Origin of the sequence: Croceicoccus esteveae, assembly GCF_031846435.1 — a bacterium.
Lineage (GTDB): Bacteria > Pseudomonadota > Alphaproteobacteria > Sphingomonadales > Sphingomonadaceae > Croceicoccus > Croceicoccus esteveae.
In genome coordinates, this window is the sequence record NZ_JAVRHS010000009.1 from 18,830 (window position 1) to 33,261 (window position 14,432).

Annotated in this window: 13 protein-coding genes; 8 read left to right on the forward strand and 5 right to left on the reverse strand. The window is 58.9% G+C overall.

The genetic code is table 11. The features are described from left to right. Nucleotides 1-207 precede the first annotated feature (207 nt). From RM533_RS10550 to ppdK, 3 genes are read left to right on the forward strand one after another with little or no spacing between them, the layout of a single operon-like run. Nucleotides 208-1,116, forward strand: coding sequence for a glycine--tRNA ligase subunit alpha (locus RM533_RS10550; protein WP_311341198.1), 909 nt, complete (start codon nucleotides 208-210; stop codon nucleotides 1,114-1,116). Next, nucleotides 1,113-3,266: a glycine--tRNA ligase subunit beta gene (gene glyS / locus RM533_RS10555; protein WP_311341199.1), complete on the forward strand. Its 2,154-nt coding sequence runs from the start codon at nucleotides 1,113-1,115 to the stop codon at nucleotides 3,264-3,266. Before RM533_RS10550 ends, glyS begins: the two co-directional genes overlap by 4 nt. A 38-nt stretch (nucleotides 3,267-3,304) precedes the next feature. Next, nucleotides 3,305-5,980 carry a pyruvate, phosphate dikinase gene (ppdK, locus tag RM533_RS10560; protein WP_311341200.1) on the forward strand — a complete coding sequence of 892 codons (2,676 nt, stop codon included), beginning with the start codon at nucleotides 3,305-3,307 and terminating at the stop codon, nucleotides 5,978-5,980. 16 nt (nucleotides 5,981-5,996) lie between these two features. Here ppdK and RM533_RS10565 read toward each other — a convergent pair whose 3' ends face one another. Continuing rightward, complete coding sequence (locus RM533_RS10565) at nucleotides 5,997-6,785, reverse strand: methyltransferase domain-containing protein (protein WP_311341201.1); 789 nt, start codon at nucleotides 6,783-6,785, stop codon at nucleotides 5,997-5,999. A 75-nt stretch (nucleotides 6,786-6,860) separates the two neighbouring features. On the opposite strand from RM533_RS10565, the gene RM533_RS10570 reads away from it, so the two are divergent. Both RM533_RS10570 and hisI read left to right on the forward strand, forming a co-directional pair. Further along, the gene (locus tag RM533_RS10570; protein WP_311341202.1) at nucleotides 6,861-7,655 is read left to right on the forward strand and encodes a ComF family protein; all 795 of its coding nucleotides are present in this window, start codon (nucleotides 6,861-6,863) and stop codon (nucleotides 7,653-7,655) included. Between the two features lie 335 nt (nucleotides 7,656-7,990). After that, nucleotides 7,991-8,350 carry a phosphoribosyl-AMP cyclohydrolase gene (gene hisI / locus RM533_RS10575; protein ID WP_311341203.1) on the forward strand — a complete coding sequence of 120 codons (360 nt, stop codon included), beginning with the start codon at nucleotides 7,991-7,993 and terminating at the stop codon, nucleotides 8,348-8,350. A gap of 29 nt (nucleotides 8,351-8,379) precedes the next feature. Here the strand turns inward: hisI and cysK are convergent, their stop codons facing one another. Further along, on the reverse strand, nucleotides 8,380-9,297 hold the full coding sequence (gene cysK / locus RM533_RS10580) for a cysteine synthase A (RefSeq protein ID WP_311341204.1): 918 nt from the start codon (nucleotides 9,295-9,297) through the stop codon (nucleotides 8,380-8,382). 85 nt (nucleotides 9,298-9,382) lie between these two features. Further along, the gene (locus RM533_RS10585) at nucleotides 9,383-10,105 is read right to left on the reverse strand and encodes a carbonic anhydrase (RefSeq protein ID WP_311341205.1); all 723 of its coding nucleotides are present in this window, start codon (nucleotides 10,103-10,105) and stop codon (nucleotides 9,383-9,385) included. A 59-nt stretch (nucleotides 10,106-10,164) separates the two neighbouring features. Here RM533_RS10585 and lipA point away from each other — a divergent pair, with 59 nt between their 5' ends. Together lipA and RM533_RS10595 are read left to right on the forward strand one after the other, a co-directional pair. Then, complete coding sequence (gene lipA, locus RM533_RS10590; RefSeq protein ID WP_311341206.1) at nucleotides 10,165-11,160, forward strand: lipoyl synthase; 996 nt, start codon at nucleotides 10,165-10,167, stop codon at nucleotides 11,158-11,160. Between the two features lie 6 nt (nucleotides 11,161-11,166). Continuing rightward, on the forward strand, nucleotides 11,167-11,628 hold the full coding sequence (locus tag RM533_RS10595; RefSeq protein ID WP_311341207.1) for a type II toxin-antitoxin system RatA family toxin: 462 nt from the start codon (nucleotides 11,167-11,169) through the stop codon (nucleotides 11,626-11,628). Here RM533_RS10595 and RM533_RS10600 read toward each other — a convergent pair. Together RM533_RS10600 and RM533_RS10605 are read right to left on the reverse strand one after the other, a co-directional pair. Beyond that, on the reverse strand, nucleotides 11,589-12,089 hold the full coding sequence (locus tag RM533_RS10600) for a CinA family protein (RefSeq protein WP_311341208.1): 501 nt from the start codon (nucleotides 12,087-12,089) through the stop codon (nucleotides 11,589-11,591). The genes RM533_RS10595 and RM533_RS10600 overlap by 40 nt on opposite strands. Beyond that, a complete protein-coding gene (locus RM533_RS10605; RefSeq protein WP_311341209.1) occupies nucleotides 12,086-13,276 on the reverse strand; it encodes a bifunctional 2-C-methyl-D-erythritol 4-phosphate cytidylyltransferase/2-C-methyl-D-erythritol 2,4-cyclodiphosphate synthase in 1,191 nt (396 codons plus the stop codon). Before RM533_RS10605 ends, RM533_RS10600 begins: the two co-directional genes overlap by 4 nt. Before the next feature lie 85 nt (nucleotides 13,277-13,361). Between RM533_RS10605 and dusB the strand changes: the two genes are divergently transcribed. Further along, on the forward strand, nucleotides 13,362-14,372 hold the full coding sequence (gene dusB / locus RM533_RS10610) for a tRNA dihydrouridine synthase DusB (RefSeq protein WP_311341210.1): 1,011 nt from the start codon (nucleotides 13,362-13,364) through the stop codon (nucleotides 14,370-14,372). The last annotated feature ends 60 nt before the right edge of the window (nucleotides 14,373-14,432 follow it).

The window sequence follows — 14,432 nt, forward strand, 5'->3', positions numbered from 1 at the left end:
TGTGACGAGCAAAAAAGCCCCATCTTCGCTTAGGATTTTCTTCGCGTGAGATTTCAGCGCCACAGCCATCGTCGGATCCACTCGACCAGGCAGGAGCTGTGTGCCCGCGCAAATCGGCTCGCCAGCCATGATCGGCGCGAGGCAGGCAATGCGTGCTTGCCTCGAAGCTGTTGACGCTGTGTAGCCACCTTGCCATTGCGCTAGAACATGGAAACGCCTGCACGAAACCCCGGAACCAGTTTTCAGGACATGATCCTGAACCTGCACGATTATTGGAGCGCGAACGGCTGCCTGATCCTGCAACCCTACGACATGCGGGTCGGGGCGGGTACGTTTCACACCGCCACCACATTGCGCGCACTTGGTCCCGAGCCCTGGAATGCCGCTTTTGTCCAGCCTTGCCGGCGGCCGACCGATGGACGCTATGGTGACAACCCCATGCGGCTGCAGCATTATTATCAGTATCAGGTGATCCTGAAGCCATCGCCAGACGATTTGCAGGATCTGTATCTGCAAAGCCTGCGGGCCATCGGCGTTGATTTTGCAAAGCACGACATCCGGTTTGTCGAAGATGACTGGGAGAGCCCGACGCTCGGTGCGTGGGGTCTTGGGTGGGAGGTATGGTGCGACGGGATGGAGGTGACGCAGTTCACCTATTTCCAGCAGATGGGCGGTTTTGATTGCAAACCGGTGTCGGGTGAGCTGACCTACGGTCTTGAGCGGCTGGCAATGTATATTCAAGGCGTCGATAACGTCTATGAACTGAGCTTCGACGGGCGCGGGACCACGTATGGCGATGTGTTTCTCGAGAACGAGCGCCAGATGTCCCGCTGGAATTTCGAGGTCGCTGACACGGACATCCTCTTCGACCTGTTTCGCAAGGCGGTGGCAGAGTGCAAGAACTGCCTTGATGCGCAGCTGCCGATCCCGGCCTATGAGCAGGCGATCGAGGCCAGCCATGTTTTTAACCTTCTACAGGCGCGCGGTGTCATTTCGGTGCAGGAGCGGGCAAGCTACATGGCTCAGGTGCGCGACCTTGCGCGGGGTGCCTGCGAAGTGTTCATGGAAAGGAACCGCGCGCGTTGGGCAACTGATTTTCCGGAGTGGACGCCATGAGCGAATTTCTGCTCGAACTGCGGTCGGAGGAAATTCCCGCGCGCATGCAGGCGCGAGCACGCGAAGAGCTGCAGCGCCTCTTTTGCTCCGCTATGCACGAAGCGGGTGTGGCATGTGGGCCTGTCACCGTTTGGTCCACTCCGCGCCGATTGGCGTTGATTGCACGCGATCTGCCAGCAAGGACAAGCTCTTCACAAGAAGAGATCAAGGGTCCGCGCACCAGTGCGCCACAACAGGCTCTGGACGGTTTTCTGCGCAAGACTGGAGTGTCTCAAGATCAGCTGGAGGATCGGGGCGGCGTCTGGTTCGCGATCATCAACACGCCGGGCCGCGACATGGCAAAGGTGCTGGCGGACGTTCTTCCTGATCTGGTCCTGGGTTTTGCCTGGCCCAAGTCGATGCGCTGGGGCAAGGCTTCTGTATCAGGAAAGAGCCTGCGCTGGGTGCGACCACTGTCGGGCATTGTCGCGATCCTGGGGGAAGACCTGGTCCCGTTTTCCGTCGGGCAAATCAGGAGCGGCTTTGTCACTGTGGGGCATCGGTTCCATCACGACGGACAAATCACCATCGGCGGAGCAGGTGATTATCAGGAAAAGCTGCGCGCCTGCCATGTGATCGTCGATCATGAGGAACGCGAGGCGATCGTCAGGCATAAGGCGGAACTCGCTGCCCGGGGAGCCGAGCTCAGTTTGGTTGAGGATGAAGCGCTTGTCATCGAAAACGCCGGTCTGACGGAATGGCCAATGCCGCTGCTTGGCCGTTTTGATGATGCTTTTCTCGATGTTCCGGCTGAAGTGATCCAGCTCACCGCACGTGCCAATCAGAAATATTTTATCTGCCGCAATGACGATGGCCAGTTGGCCAACGCATTTGTCTGCACCGCCAATCTCGAAGCAGCGGACGGTGGCAACGCCATTATCGACGGGAACCGCAAGGTGCTCGCCGCGCGTCTGGCCGATGCACGCTTTTTCTGGTCAACCGATCGCAGCCGCACCCTGTCGCAGCATGCAGAAGAATTGTCGCGGATCGTTTTCCATGAACGGCTTGGCACGATTGCTGACAAGGCGGAGCGGGTGGCACGGCTTGCGCGCTGGCTGGTGGAAAGTGGCGCTGTAGGTCCGGCCGATGCAGATCTGGCGGCGCTTGCCGCGCGTCTCACCAAAGCCGACCTCGTAACCCAGATGGTCGGCGAATTTCCCGAGCTGCAGGGGATAATGGGTGGTCATTATGCACGCGCCGAGGGACTTCCCGAAGAGGTAGCCGATGCAATTCGCGATCATTACACTCCAGTAGGACACGGCGACAGTCCTCCCGCCGCGCCTGTCAGCGTTGCGGTGGCCCTGGCGGACAAGCTGGACAGTCTCGTTGCGTTTTTCATGATCGAGGAGCAGCCTACCGGGTCCAAAGACCCGTTCGCGCTGCGCCGCGCAACGCTGGGCATCATCAGCATCATCGTGGAAAACCGCATCAGCCTGCCCTTGACGCAGGCGATTTCACAAGCTGCTGACATCATAAGGAATGATGTTGTTGGTCATTGCGGCGACGCAGCAGGGGTGCAACCCTTCATCAAGGACCGGCTCAAGGTGCAGCAAAGGGCGGCTGGAGCCAGACACGACCTCATCGATGCGGTCTTGGCGCTTGGGAACGAAGATGACTTGCTGCGTATTCTATCACGTGTGAACGCCTTGCAAACCTATCTCGCGTCGCAGGATGGCGTCGACCTGCTGGCAGCCTACAAGCGCGCTGCCAACATCTTGAAGCGGGAAGGGTATGAAGGGGCACGGCACCGGATCGCGCAAACCGGCGAAGAAGATCCACTTGCGCTGGTCGATGATCCGGACCTGGGTCCCATTGTCGCAGAACGGGCAAGGGGAGGTGACGGCCCAAGCTACAACTGCGAGCCTGCTGAACAGCAGTTGGTTGATGCCTTGGATCAGGCTGAGAATGACGCGCGCGAGTTGATCGAAAATGAAAATTTTGCAGGAGCCATGGCTATTCTCGCCAGGCTGCGCGCAGCGATCGACGTGTTTTTTGACGAAGTCACCGTCAAGGATGTTGATGCGGTCAAACGCACTGCCCGGCTGGCGTTGCTCGACCGGTTTCGTAATGCGGTGCATCAGATTGCCGATTTTTCACGGATCGAAAGCTGAGGCCATGCCATGAACGGCAAATCGGGAAACAGTGCGCAATGACTCAATATGTTTATGGTTTTGGTGCCGGTGTCGTTTCAGATGATCCGCGCGCCAGGGACAAGGGTATTACAGGCGGCAAAGGAGCCAATCTTGCTGAAATGTCCGCGATCGGACTGCCTGTTCCGCCAGGGTTTACCATCACCACAGAGATGTGCGTACGCTATCTTGCCGAAGGCGCTAACTTTTCAGACCCGTTACGCAGTTCAGTTGCCAATGCGTTGGGAGACATAGAAAAAGCGGTAGGCAAACGCTTCGGTGATCCCGCTGATCCGTTGCTGGTTTCCGTAAGGTCAGGCGCGCGGGTTTCGATGCCGGGCATGATGGACACGGTTCTGAACCTTGGTCTCAACGACATCACGGTTCAGGGCTTGGCGACGATATCCGGAGATGAGCGGTTTGCCTGGGACAGCTATCGCAGGTTCATCCAGATGTATGGCGATGTGGTGCTTGGCGTCGACCATAGCCTGTTTGAAGAAGCGCTGGAGATCGCAAAGGAAAACAAAGGTTTCAGCGCCGATCTTGAGATGTCATCACAGGATTGGCGCGATCTTGTGCAAAGCTACAAGGACATTGTCCAGGAAGCGCTTGGAAAGCCTTTCCCAATGGATGTGACCGAGCAATTGTGGGGGGCGATTGCCGCTGTGTTCGGAAGCTGGGACACGGAGAGAGCACGTATCTATCGCCGGCTTAACGGCATTTCGGCGCAGTGGGGCACGGCTGTCAACGTGCAGGCGATGGTGTTCGGCAACATGGGCGATACCAGCGCCACTGGTGTCGCGTTCACGCGCGACCCGGCAACAGGCGAACGGCAGTTTTATGGTGAATGGCTTATCAACGCGCAGGGCGAGGATGTGGTGGCGGGCATCAGGACACCACAATATCTGACGAGGAAAGCGCGTGAGGACGCAGGCGCAACGCTGCCATCAATGCAGGAGGCGATGCCTCACGCTTACGATGAGCTGAACCGCGTGTTCGTGCTCTTGGAAAACCACTACCGCGATATGCAGGATATCGAGTTCACAGTGCAGCAGGGCAAGCTGTGGATGCTGCAAACCCGCACCGGCAAGCGTACGGCCAAGGCTGCCTTGAAGATCGCCGTAGACATGGTTGAAGAAGGTTTGATCACGCAAGGCGAGGCAATCATGCGGATCGATCCGATGGCGCTTGACCAGTTGCTGCATCCCACGCTTGATCCCGCTGCGCCGCGCGACGTGCTGACAACCGGCTTGCCTGCATCGCCTGGCGCCGCGTCGGGCAAGGTCGTGTTCGACGCAGATACGGCCGAACAGATGGCACAGCGCGGCCAGGATGTCATTCTGGTCCGGGTCGAGACCAGTCCTGAAGACATACACGGGATGCATGCCGCCAAAGGCATTCTTACAGCACGCGGCGGCATGACCAGTCATGCCGCCGTCGTTGCTCGGGGAATGGGCCGTCCCTGCGTGTCAGGCGCTTCTGCCCTATCGATTGATCGCAAAAGCGGGGTAGCGCTGATCAATGGCGAGGCTTTGCACGAAGGCGAGATCATCACGCTTGATGGAGCAAATGGTCAAGTCATGCGAGGCGAGGTTCCGACCATCGAGCCGGAGATGGCAGGCGAATTTGCCAGCCTCATGGAATGGGCTGATGCAAAGCGGCGCATGGCCGTACGTGCCAATGCGGAGACACCGCAGGATTGCCGCAAGGCGCGCCAGTTCGGCGCTCAAGGGATCGGGCTTTGCCGCACGGAACACATGTTCTTCGATGATGCGAGGATCAGCCTGGTGCGGCAGATGATCCTTGCTGAAGACGAACCGACCCGGCGCGGGGCACTTGATCGGCTGCTCCCGGAACAGCGCAGCGATTTTCATGCCATCTTTAGCGAAATGGCGGGATTGCCGGTTACCATCAGGCTGCTTGATCCGCCGTTGCACGAATTTCTTCCGGCCAGCGACGCAGAGTTCGAGGAACTGGCGCAGGCGAGCGGATATGGCGCGGACCATCTGAAACGCAGAGCCGGTGAACTGCACGAAGCCAACCCGATGCTGGGGCATCGCGGTTGTCGGCTGGGCATCACATACCCGGAAATCTACGAAATGCAGGTCCGCGCGATTTTCGAAGCTGCAACAAGAGTAGCTGAGGAAAGCGGCACTGCGCCTCTGCCGGAAATAATGATCCCGCTGGTCGGCACGCGGCGGGAACTGCAGATCTTGAAAGATCTGATCGACAGTACAGCCGAAACGGTTTTCTCGGAAAAGAAGTGCCGGATTGCGTATCTTGTTGGCACCATGATCGAACTGCCTCGAGCGGCTTTGATGGCTGGGCAGATCGCGCATGAGGCGGCATTTTTCTCCTTTGGGACGAATGACCTTACGCAAACGACGCTTGGCGTATCGCGCGATGATGCGTCGCGGTTTCTCGGCCCCTATGTCGACAAGGGCATCTATCCGCGCGATCCGTTCGTCAGCCTTGATATTGAAGGGGTGGGACAGCTTGTCGAACTGGCAGTGGAGCGCGGCCGCGCCACCCGGGCGGATATCAAGCTTGGCATTTGCGGTGAACATGGCGGAGATCCGGCCTCAATCGCATTTTGCGAGGAGCAGGGGCTCGATTATGTATCGGCTTCACCCTATCGCGTGCCGATTGCCCGCCTGGCCGCTGCGCAGGCGGCGATTAACGCGGTCCCTGACTGATCGGGCGCGCCGGGGGTTATTTCTCCGTCGCGCTCCAGCCACTCAGAGTGATGATTTCAAACCGCTCCTGCAGGGTCCCATCCTTATCGGCCAGATCGGCAAAAGCGGTGAGCGCGCGGTCAAGGCCCGCCTTGTTCACGGACGCACCTGGATTCATAAGTACTGCGCCTGACGCCTGCCCACGCAGATCGTGCAGCAACTGCCAGAAGGAACTGAATTTAACGTCGAATCCCCAGCCGTCCACCACTGGATTGGCAAAGCCAAGCCTGTTCATCAACTGCCCGGCGCCACGCACGTCGACTTGCGGGTGGATGCGCGGGGCAGGCCGGGTGGCATCGGCCGCCAGCATGATGGCGCGCAGCCCAGGCAGGCTGCCGGAACCTGCGAAGCTCGCGATCATCAACCCACCCGGTGTCAAAGCACGCCGCATCAAAACGAGAGCGCCGGGCAGATCGTTCAGAGTATCCAGAAGGCCCAGCGAAACGATCAGGTCGAATGGCCTACCTGGCAAAGGCTGCAGTTCATCAACGGGACTATCCGCCAGATAGCCGCATGGGTCGGTTGTTGTTGTTCGCGTTCCGCGCTCTTCCAGCCATGCGCTCAGCTTGCCAGTAGTGTCGCCAAGCACCATTGCCGACGCAAATCGGGAAGTGACGAATGCAATGCGGTCAATTGCATCAAGCGCCATCTCGCGATGCAGCGTTTGCGCGGCGTCTTTGGACCGACGCTGGATCGACGCCATTCGCGCGCGCGCATTCATTCGCCGCTGCGCTGAAAAGATGACGGGAGGCGCTGGCATGGTCATCGCCGTGCTGTGCCAAGCCGCCGATACAGATGCAAGCTTGCCAAAGCGGTGACGCAACGGCACATCGCGCAGACCATGTCATTGCAAGCACTGCTGTCTCCTCTTGTCGACTTTGCCTACCCGCCACGCTGTCCCGCTTGCGGCGGTGCTGTTGCTGGTGTGGAGGCATTCAGCGGGGGTGTGGGTGTCGGTGACGTGCTGTGCATGGATTGCTGGACATTGCTTGAACTGCCGGGGAACCCTTCGTGCACAAGCTGTCAGCGACCCTTTGCAAGCGACCGGACAGACGATGAGCCGACATGTGCATCTTGCCGCAGGAACGCGCCTGCTTATGCAGGTGTGGCTGCCGCTACGATTTACGGGCCGGTGTCGAAGGATCTTGTACTCGCCCTTAAATACAATGGCAGGATAGGTCTTGCCCAGCCGCTCGGCCGGATGATGGCAGCGCGGTTACCAACTGATCTGCAGGATCCGCTGATTGTTCCTGTGCCGTTGCACCGCTGGCGATTGTGGAAGCGCGGCTATAACCAAGCGGCGCTATTGGCCATTAGCATTGGAAAAGCGCGGCACTGGCGTGTCTGCGTCGATGCCCTCCAACGTAACAGGCACACATCGCCACTTGGTCATATGAGTGCGGGAGAGCGGCACAGGGCGTTGGCAGGAGCAATAGCAGTTCCCGCCCGGCGACAGGCACAGGTCAGCCAACGTACGATACTGCTGGTAGATGATGTCGTCACCAGCGGAGCCACAACTGATGCATGCGTGCACGCGCTTTTAAGCAATGGCGCAGCCAAAGTGGTCATTGCCTGCTTTGCACGGGCACTGAATCCTGCCGAAGTGCCTGACCACAAGGCCGGCAGGCATGGCTGACAGCAAGACGCCCGGAGCAATACAACTCCGGGCGCCCGCGTGACGATATCTATTTTTACAGTACATCCATCGTCTATGCGACATTCGGTTTCCGACTATGCCGCAGACCCCTCAACCAGGCGACTTCCCCAAATCTGCACCGGTTGTTCCCTGAACACTGACCATGTTATTCACCCGAAGGCCCTGCCGTTGTTCTCGACAAGCACATGTCTTGTTGCGCATGCTTCGCCAGATGCAAAGCGGACATTGCAGGTCCATCAATCATTGCAGCAACTCTGTTGCTACTATGCAACAACGCAAACGGCGATTATCGATGCAAGACAAGGAGCTCCAGAATGGATCTGGAAACAACCACTGAATTCAGACCTGTATTCGGCACCGATGGCCTTATTGCAGCCGTCTGCGTAGATGATCGCGACAGCGCCGTGCTCATGGTTGCGCACATGAACGCAGATGCGCTTGATCTGACACGCAGGTCAGGATTTGCGCATTTCTGGTCCCGATCCCGGCAGGAGATCTGGAAAAAGGGCGAATCTTCGGGCCACACCCTGCGCCTGGTCACCATGTTTACCGATTGTGATCAGGATTGTCTGCTGCTGCGGGTGCTTCCTGCAGGTCCGGCGTGTCACACCTTGGCCAGGAGCTGCTTTTATCGGCAGGTAACCGACGCGGGATTGACGCGGGCACCTGCCTGAAGATGGGCTGAAATGCGGAGTTCCATGAATTACTGCGGCAGGAAGTCCGGCACCGACAGATACCGCTCCCCGGTGTCATAATTAAAGCCGAGCACCCGCGTCGAGCGGTCGAGCTCCGGGAGCTTTTTGGCAATAGCAGCCAGCGTCGCACCTGAACTGATGCCAACCAGCAATCCCTCCAGCCGGGCACAATTGCGCGCCATTTCCTTGGCGTTGTCGGCATCTACCTCAATGGCTCCGTCAATTGCGCGCGTGTGCAGGTTTTCAGGAATGAAACCGGCGCCGATTCCCTGCAGCGGGTGAGGGCCAGGTTGCCCTCCGGAGATGACGGGAGACAGCGCAGGTTCGACTGCATAGGCGCGCATCTTGGGCCAATGCTTCTTCAACTCCTCGGCGCAACCTGTGATATGTCCGCCGGTTCCGACGCCTGTAATCATCACATCGACCGGCGACGCTGAAAAGTCGGCGAGGATTTCCTGCGCGGTTTTCTGCGCATGAACCGTCACATTGGCCGGGTTGTCAAACTGCTGCGGCATCCAGCCACCATCGGTTTCATCGACCAGTTCCCTCGCGCGGGAGATCGCCGCCTTCATTCCGCCTTCCTTCGGCGTGAGTTCGAAGCGCGCACCATAGGCCAGCATCAGCCGTCGCCGTTCCATCGACATGGATTCGGGCATCACCAGCACAAGCTTGTACCCTTTGACTGCGGCCACCATGGCAAGCCCAACCCCGGTATTTCCGGAGGTTGGCTCGATAATGGTTCCGCCCGGTTTCAGCTTCCCATCCGCCTCTGCTGCTTCCACCATGGCAAGCGCGATGCGATCCTTGATCGATCCACCCGGGTTTGCCCGCTCGGATTTCACCCACACCTCATGATCAGGGAACAGCCGCGACAGCCGGATGTGCGGGGTATTGCCGATCGTCTGCAGGACATTGTCTGCTTTCATGCCGTCATTCCTCTTGTGCTCTTGCCCACCTGCGGCGTCATAAAATCAAAGTTCGCAAGCAGCTTTGGTTCCGCAAAACCTATGGTCAGTTTGCCGGTTCGAACTGGCCTGAGCGTTCATCAAGCCAGTGAAGTACACCATCGGAAATGGCGAAGAAGGCGCCGCGCAGCCGCAGCCGTGGTTTGCCTGTGTCATCCTGCCGCTCATTCTTGCGGATGCAGGGGAAGGTGCGAAGATTGGCAAGGCTGACCCTCACGCCGGCATGCTCCATGGCGCGTTCCGCTTCGCGACCTTCTGCACCAAACCGGGCCACCACCTCATCGCGCGCTTCGTCCAGCAACGCAATCCAGTTGGCGATGAACCCGCCCTTGCCTGGTTCGGCGCCGTGCATCTGCCGGGTGAGAGCCGCCTTGCAGCCGCCGCACATGCCGTGACCCAGCACGACGATCTCCTCCACCTTGAGCACCTGAACCGCAAATTCCAGAGCGGCCGACACCCCGTGATTGCCTTCGGTCTGTTCGAACGGAGGCACCATTGCTGCCACATTGCGCACCACGAAGATTTCGCCCGGATCGACATCGAAGATCTGCGCGGGATCTACCCGGCTGTCCGAACAGGCGATGATCATGACTCGTGGAGCCTGGCCTGCACTCAGTTGCAGCCACCGCGCCCGCTGCGGATGCCAGTGCTTGTCACGAAAGCGGTGGTATCCGGCCGTGAGACTGGAAATTACGTCCACGGTCTGCGGCACGGCATCCGGTGAGGATTCATGCGCCGGGTCGGGCGAAGCTTCTGGCGGGTCAATCATGCTATCGCTCTTTGCCGCGTAGCATTGCACGTGGCAAGCGTGTTGCCTATGTGAAATCCATGACGATCAAAGCATCAGAATCGGACAGTCAAACGGCACAGCCCGCAGAAAGGCTGCGCAAGCCCGATTGGATCAGGGTCCGCGCCCCCACCAGCAAGGGCTATGCTGAAACGCGCAAGCTCATGCGCGATTTGAAGCTCAACACCGTTTGCGAAGAGGCTGCATGCCCTAACATCGGGGAATGCTGGACCAAGAAGCACGCTACGGTGATGATCCTTGGCGATGTATGCACGCGCGCCTGTGCCTTCTGCAATGTAAAGACCGGCATGCCACGCATTGTGGACGACACCGAGCCGCAGCATGTCGCCGATGCCGCCGCGGCAATGGGGCTTGAGCATATCGTCATCACCTCTGTCGATCGCGACGATCTGCCTGATGGCGGGGCAGGGCACTTCGTCAAAGTCATTGGGGCACTGCGCCGAACGACGCCGGGCACGACGATAGAGATTCTGACGCCGGATTTTCGCGGCAAGATGCGTCCGGCGATCGAAGCGATCGTCGCGGCCGGCCCCGACGTATTCAATCACAACCTTGAAACGGTGCCGCGACTTTATCCCACGATCCGGCCCGGTGCACGATATTACGCTTCGCTGCGGTTGCTGGAGGAGGTGAAGCGGCACAATCCGGCGATTTTTACCAAATCGGGTATAATGCTTGGTCTGGGAGAACAGCGGCTGGAAATTCATCAGGTGATGGATGACATGCGTTGTGCCGACATCGACTTCCTGACCATGGGTCAATATCTGCAGCCAACTCCAAAACATGCGGCAGTGATCGACTTTGTCACGCCGCAGCAGTTCAATGCGCTTGGTGCAATCGCCCGGGCAAAGGGATTTCTGCAGGTCGCGTCCAGTCCGCTTACCCGGTCAAGCTACCACGCAGGCGATGATTTTGCGCAGATGCGCGCCGAGCGTGAAAAGCGGCTGGCGAAAGACGGCGCCCGGCATGCCGGCGCGACCGCTCGTTCCGATCGCCGGCAAGAAACGAGCTGCTGAGCTGACATGCCCACCATTCGCGAGTCAAGGGAGCTTCCTTACAGCGCCGAACAGATGTTCGCGCTGGTGGCCGATGTGCGTCGTTATCCCGAATTTCTGCCGTGGGTCGTTGCGACGCGGGTGAGGTCGGAACAGGGCGACGAGACGGTCGCTGACATGATGGTGGGTTTCAAGGCATTGCGCGAAAAGTTTACATCGCGCGTTCGCAAACAGCCGCCGGAACGTATCACCGTGGACTACATCGAAGGTCCACTGAGTCATCTTGAGAATATCTGGCGCTTCGAGCCTGTGACGGAGCACAGTTGCAGGATCGATTTTTGTGTAAACTTCGCCTTCCGCAACCCCGTTTTCGAAAAGCTAGCAGGCAGCTATCTCGACCGTGCCTTTCGCAAGATGGTGGGTGCTTTTGAAGAACGCGCCGCGCAGCTCTACGGAAGCAGCAGTTCAAGCGCACACAAGGTGGCGTGATAGCGGACCTCGGCACGGCTGCTGCAGGAGAAAAGCCGCAGCTCTGCGGTAGGCTCATCATCGATCTGCCCGCGTATTGCCCTGGCGAACACCACGGTGCCAACCGGCTTTCGTTCGGTTCCGCCGTCAGGACCGGCCACGCCGCTGATAGCGACCGCCACATCGGCATCGCACGCGGCCAGCGCGCCCTGCGCCATTGACCAAGCAACCGCGATCGATACCGCCCCAAAGGTTTCAAGCAGATCGGACGGCACACCCAGCAGTTTCGTCTTGGCGTCATTGGAATAGGTCACGAAACCACGTTCGAAGACCTTTGACGCACCCGCAATTTCGGTAAGCGCTGCGCTGACCAACCCGCCTGTGCAGCTTTCCGCAAGTGTCAGCTTCCGACCAGCGGCAATGTTCTGGGCAACAACGCGTTCTGCGACCGTGAAGATACCGTCCGGAAGGAGGCTGATCATCTGATTTCCTTGTCATCAATACGGTGGAGCAACACGCTTGCCTGTGCAGCGATGCCTTCTGCGCGACCGGTAAAGCCAAGCCTTTCCGTAGTCGTTGCCTTTACCGAGATTGTCCGGAGATCACCTCCGCTTAATTCCGCAAGCCGGTTGCGCATGTTCTGGCGATGTGCGCCGATCTTAGGTTCTTCACAAATGATCGTTACATCAAGATTTGCGATTGCGTAGCCAGCAATCCGTGCAAGTTGCATTGCATGAGTAAAGAAATGATCGGAAGAGGCTCCTTTCCATTGCGGATCGCTGGGCGGGAAGTGCTCACCGATATCTCCTGCGGCGATTGCCCCAAGCACTGCGTCGGTAAGGGCGTGAAGCGCGACATCGGCGTCGCTGTGCCCGCTCAAGCTGCGATGGTGCGGGATGCGGATGCCGCATAGCCAGACGCCGTCCCCTGGAACGAGCCGATGAACGTCGTAGCCGCTGCCGATACGAAATGCCGTGCGCAAAGGAGGTTTGTCTATCATCTGGTTCCTTGCAAAATCGGTCCGGAACGTCAGCTTGCGCAGACGCGGATCGCCTGCGACCAGCGCCACGTCGAACCCCGCAGCTTGCAGCACCGTGGCATCGTCACCGGCGGTTGGTTCTGTTGGCCAGATCCGGTGGGCGTGCAGGATTTCGGAAAAGCGGAACGCCTGCGGTGTCTGCACCCGCCGCAACCCCTCGCGTTCGACCCCCGCTCCTGCAATGTCTCCGTTTACTGTCAGCAGACTGTCAGCGACGGGAAGTACCGGCACCGCGCCTGAATGACGGATCAGTGCGTCAGCAAGGCGGCCTACGACCGCGCGCGGCAAATCGGGACGGGCAGCGTCATGAATAAGAACCTGCGCGGGCAAATGGGATGCCAGTCGCTCCAGCCCTGCGAGGGCGGATAACTGCCGCGTGGCACCGCCAATTACGAAATCGATCTGAGGATGGTTGCCGACCGCAGCACGCGCTGCATCTTCATCTCCGGCCGGAATCACTATAATGACCGGGCCGGTGACAGCCTCTCTCATGCGTGCAACTGCAAGACCCAGCACAGTGGACCCGCCCCATCGGGCGTATTGCTTTGCAGTGTCCAGTCCGGCACGTGTTCCGCGGCCACCTGCCAGGATCACGCCCGCAAATGGGGATGGGGCTTGAGCATCAGGCATGGCTGTCCCGTACATCCTTGTCGCTGTCTCTACAATCAACTAAGAAATGCGCACAAAGGCAGGTGTTAGCGTTACAGTGACAGGCTTGAGAAAACTGAACCCGATCAAGATCGGCCCGGTGACAATTGACACTCCCGTTATCCTTGCGCCCATGACGGGCGTGACGGACCGTCCGTTTCGCACCCTGGTGCGGCGCTTTGGCTCGGGGTTGAATGTTACCGAGATGATCGCAAGCCCGGCGATGATCCGCGCCACGCGCCAATCCTTGCAGAAGGCGGAGTGGGCGCCAAGCGAGGAGCCGGTGTCCTTGCAGCTTGCCGGCTGCAATCCTGCAGAGATGGCACAGGCCGCCAGGTTGAACGCGGACAAGGGTGCTGCCATTATCGACATCAATATGGGTTGTCCTGTCAAGAAGGTAGTCAACGGGGATGCGGGTTCGGCCCTCATGCGAGATCTGCCGCTGGCCGCAGCATTGATAGACGCGGTTGTAAAAGCGGTGGATGTTCCCGTGACAGTAAAGATGCGCATGGGTTGGGATCATGAGTCGCTCAATGCTCCTGAACTTGCACGCATCGCCGAGGATCTGGGTGCGCGCATGATTACGGTGCATGGCCGCACGCGCAATCAGATGTACAAAGGTTCTGCCGACTGGAGCTTTGTCAGGAGTGTCAAGAACGCGGTGAACGTGCCTGTCATTGTCAATGGCGACATCAATGGCGTTGTCGAGGCAGACGCAGCACTTCGTCAAAGCGGCGCAGACGGGGTCATGATCGGACGCGGAGCTTATGGCAAACCCTGGCTGCTGTCGCAGGTGATGTCTTGGGCAGAAGGCGGTACACCACGACCGGACCCGAACCCGCAGCAGTTGTTTGCCTTGATTACAGAGCACTATGAAGCAATGTTAAACCATTACGGCAAGGAGACCGGCGTCAAGATGGCTCGCAAGCATCTGGGTTGGTACACCAAGGGTCTGCAAAGCTCCGCCGAATTTCGCAACAAGGTCAACTTCGTCGATGACCCTGCAATGGTGATGGCGATGCTGGAGCAGTTCTTCGACGGATTGCGGAACGAGGCGAACGCATTGCAGGCAGCGTGAGCAGGCGTGCAAACTTGCTGCATGCGTGACGCCGATGCTCCGATGACCCTCCGTTATGGA

Excerpts from the sequence above, each read along its gene's own strand:
- RM533_RS10550 (WP_311341198.1), top strand. The coding sequence starts at position 208 with ATGGAAACGCCTGCACGAAACCCCGGAACCAGTTTTCAGGACATGATC.
- glyS (WP_311341199.1), top strand. The coding sequence starts at position 1,113 with ATGAGCGAATTTCTGCTCGAACTGCGGTCGGAGGAAATTCCCGCGCGC.
- ppdK (WP_311341200.1), top strand. The coding sequence starts at position 3,305 with ATGACTCAATATGTTTATGGTTTTGGTGCCGGTGTCGTTTCAGATGAT.
- RM533_RS10565 (WP_311341201.1), bottom strand. The coding sequence starts at position 6,785 with ATGACCATGCCAGCGCCTCCCGTCATCTTTTCAGCGCAGCGGCGAATG.
- RM533_RS10570 (WP_311341202.1), top strand. The coding sequence starts at position 6,861 with ATGTCATTGCAAGCACTGCTGTCTCCTCTTGTCGACTTTGCCTACCCG.
- hisI (WP_311341203.1), top strand. The coding sequence starts at position 7,991 with ATGGATCTGGAAACAACCACTGAATTCAGACCTGTATTCGGCACCGAT.
- cysK (WP_311341204.1), bottom strand. The coding sequence starts at position 9,297 with ATGAAAGCAGACAATGTCCTGCAGACGATCGGCAATACCCCGCACATC.
- RM533_RS10585 (WP_311341205.1), bottom strand. The coding sequence starts at position 10,105 with ATGATTGACCCGCCAGAAGCTTCGCCCGACCCGGCGCATGAATCCTCA.
- lipA (WP_311341206.1), top strand. The coding sequence starts at position 10,165 with ATGACGATCAAAGCATCAGAATCGGACAGTCAAACGGCACAGCCCGCA.
- RM533_RS10595 (WP_311341207.1), top strand. The coding sequence starts at position 11,167 with ATGCCCACCATTCGCGAGTCAAGGGAGCTTCCTTACAGCGCCGAACAG.
- RM533_RS10600 (WP_311341208.1), bottom strand. The coding sequence starts at position 12,089 with ATGATCAGCCTCCTTCCGGACGGTATCTTCACGGTCGCAGAACGCGTT.
- RM533_RS10605 (WP_311341209.1), bottom strand. The coding sequence starts at position 13,276 with ATGCCTGATGCTCAAGCCCCATCCCCATTTGCGGGCGTGATCCTGGCA.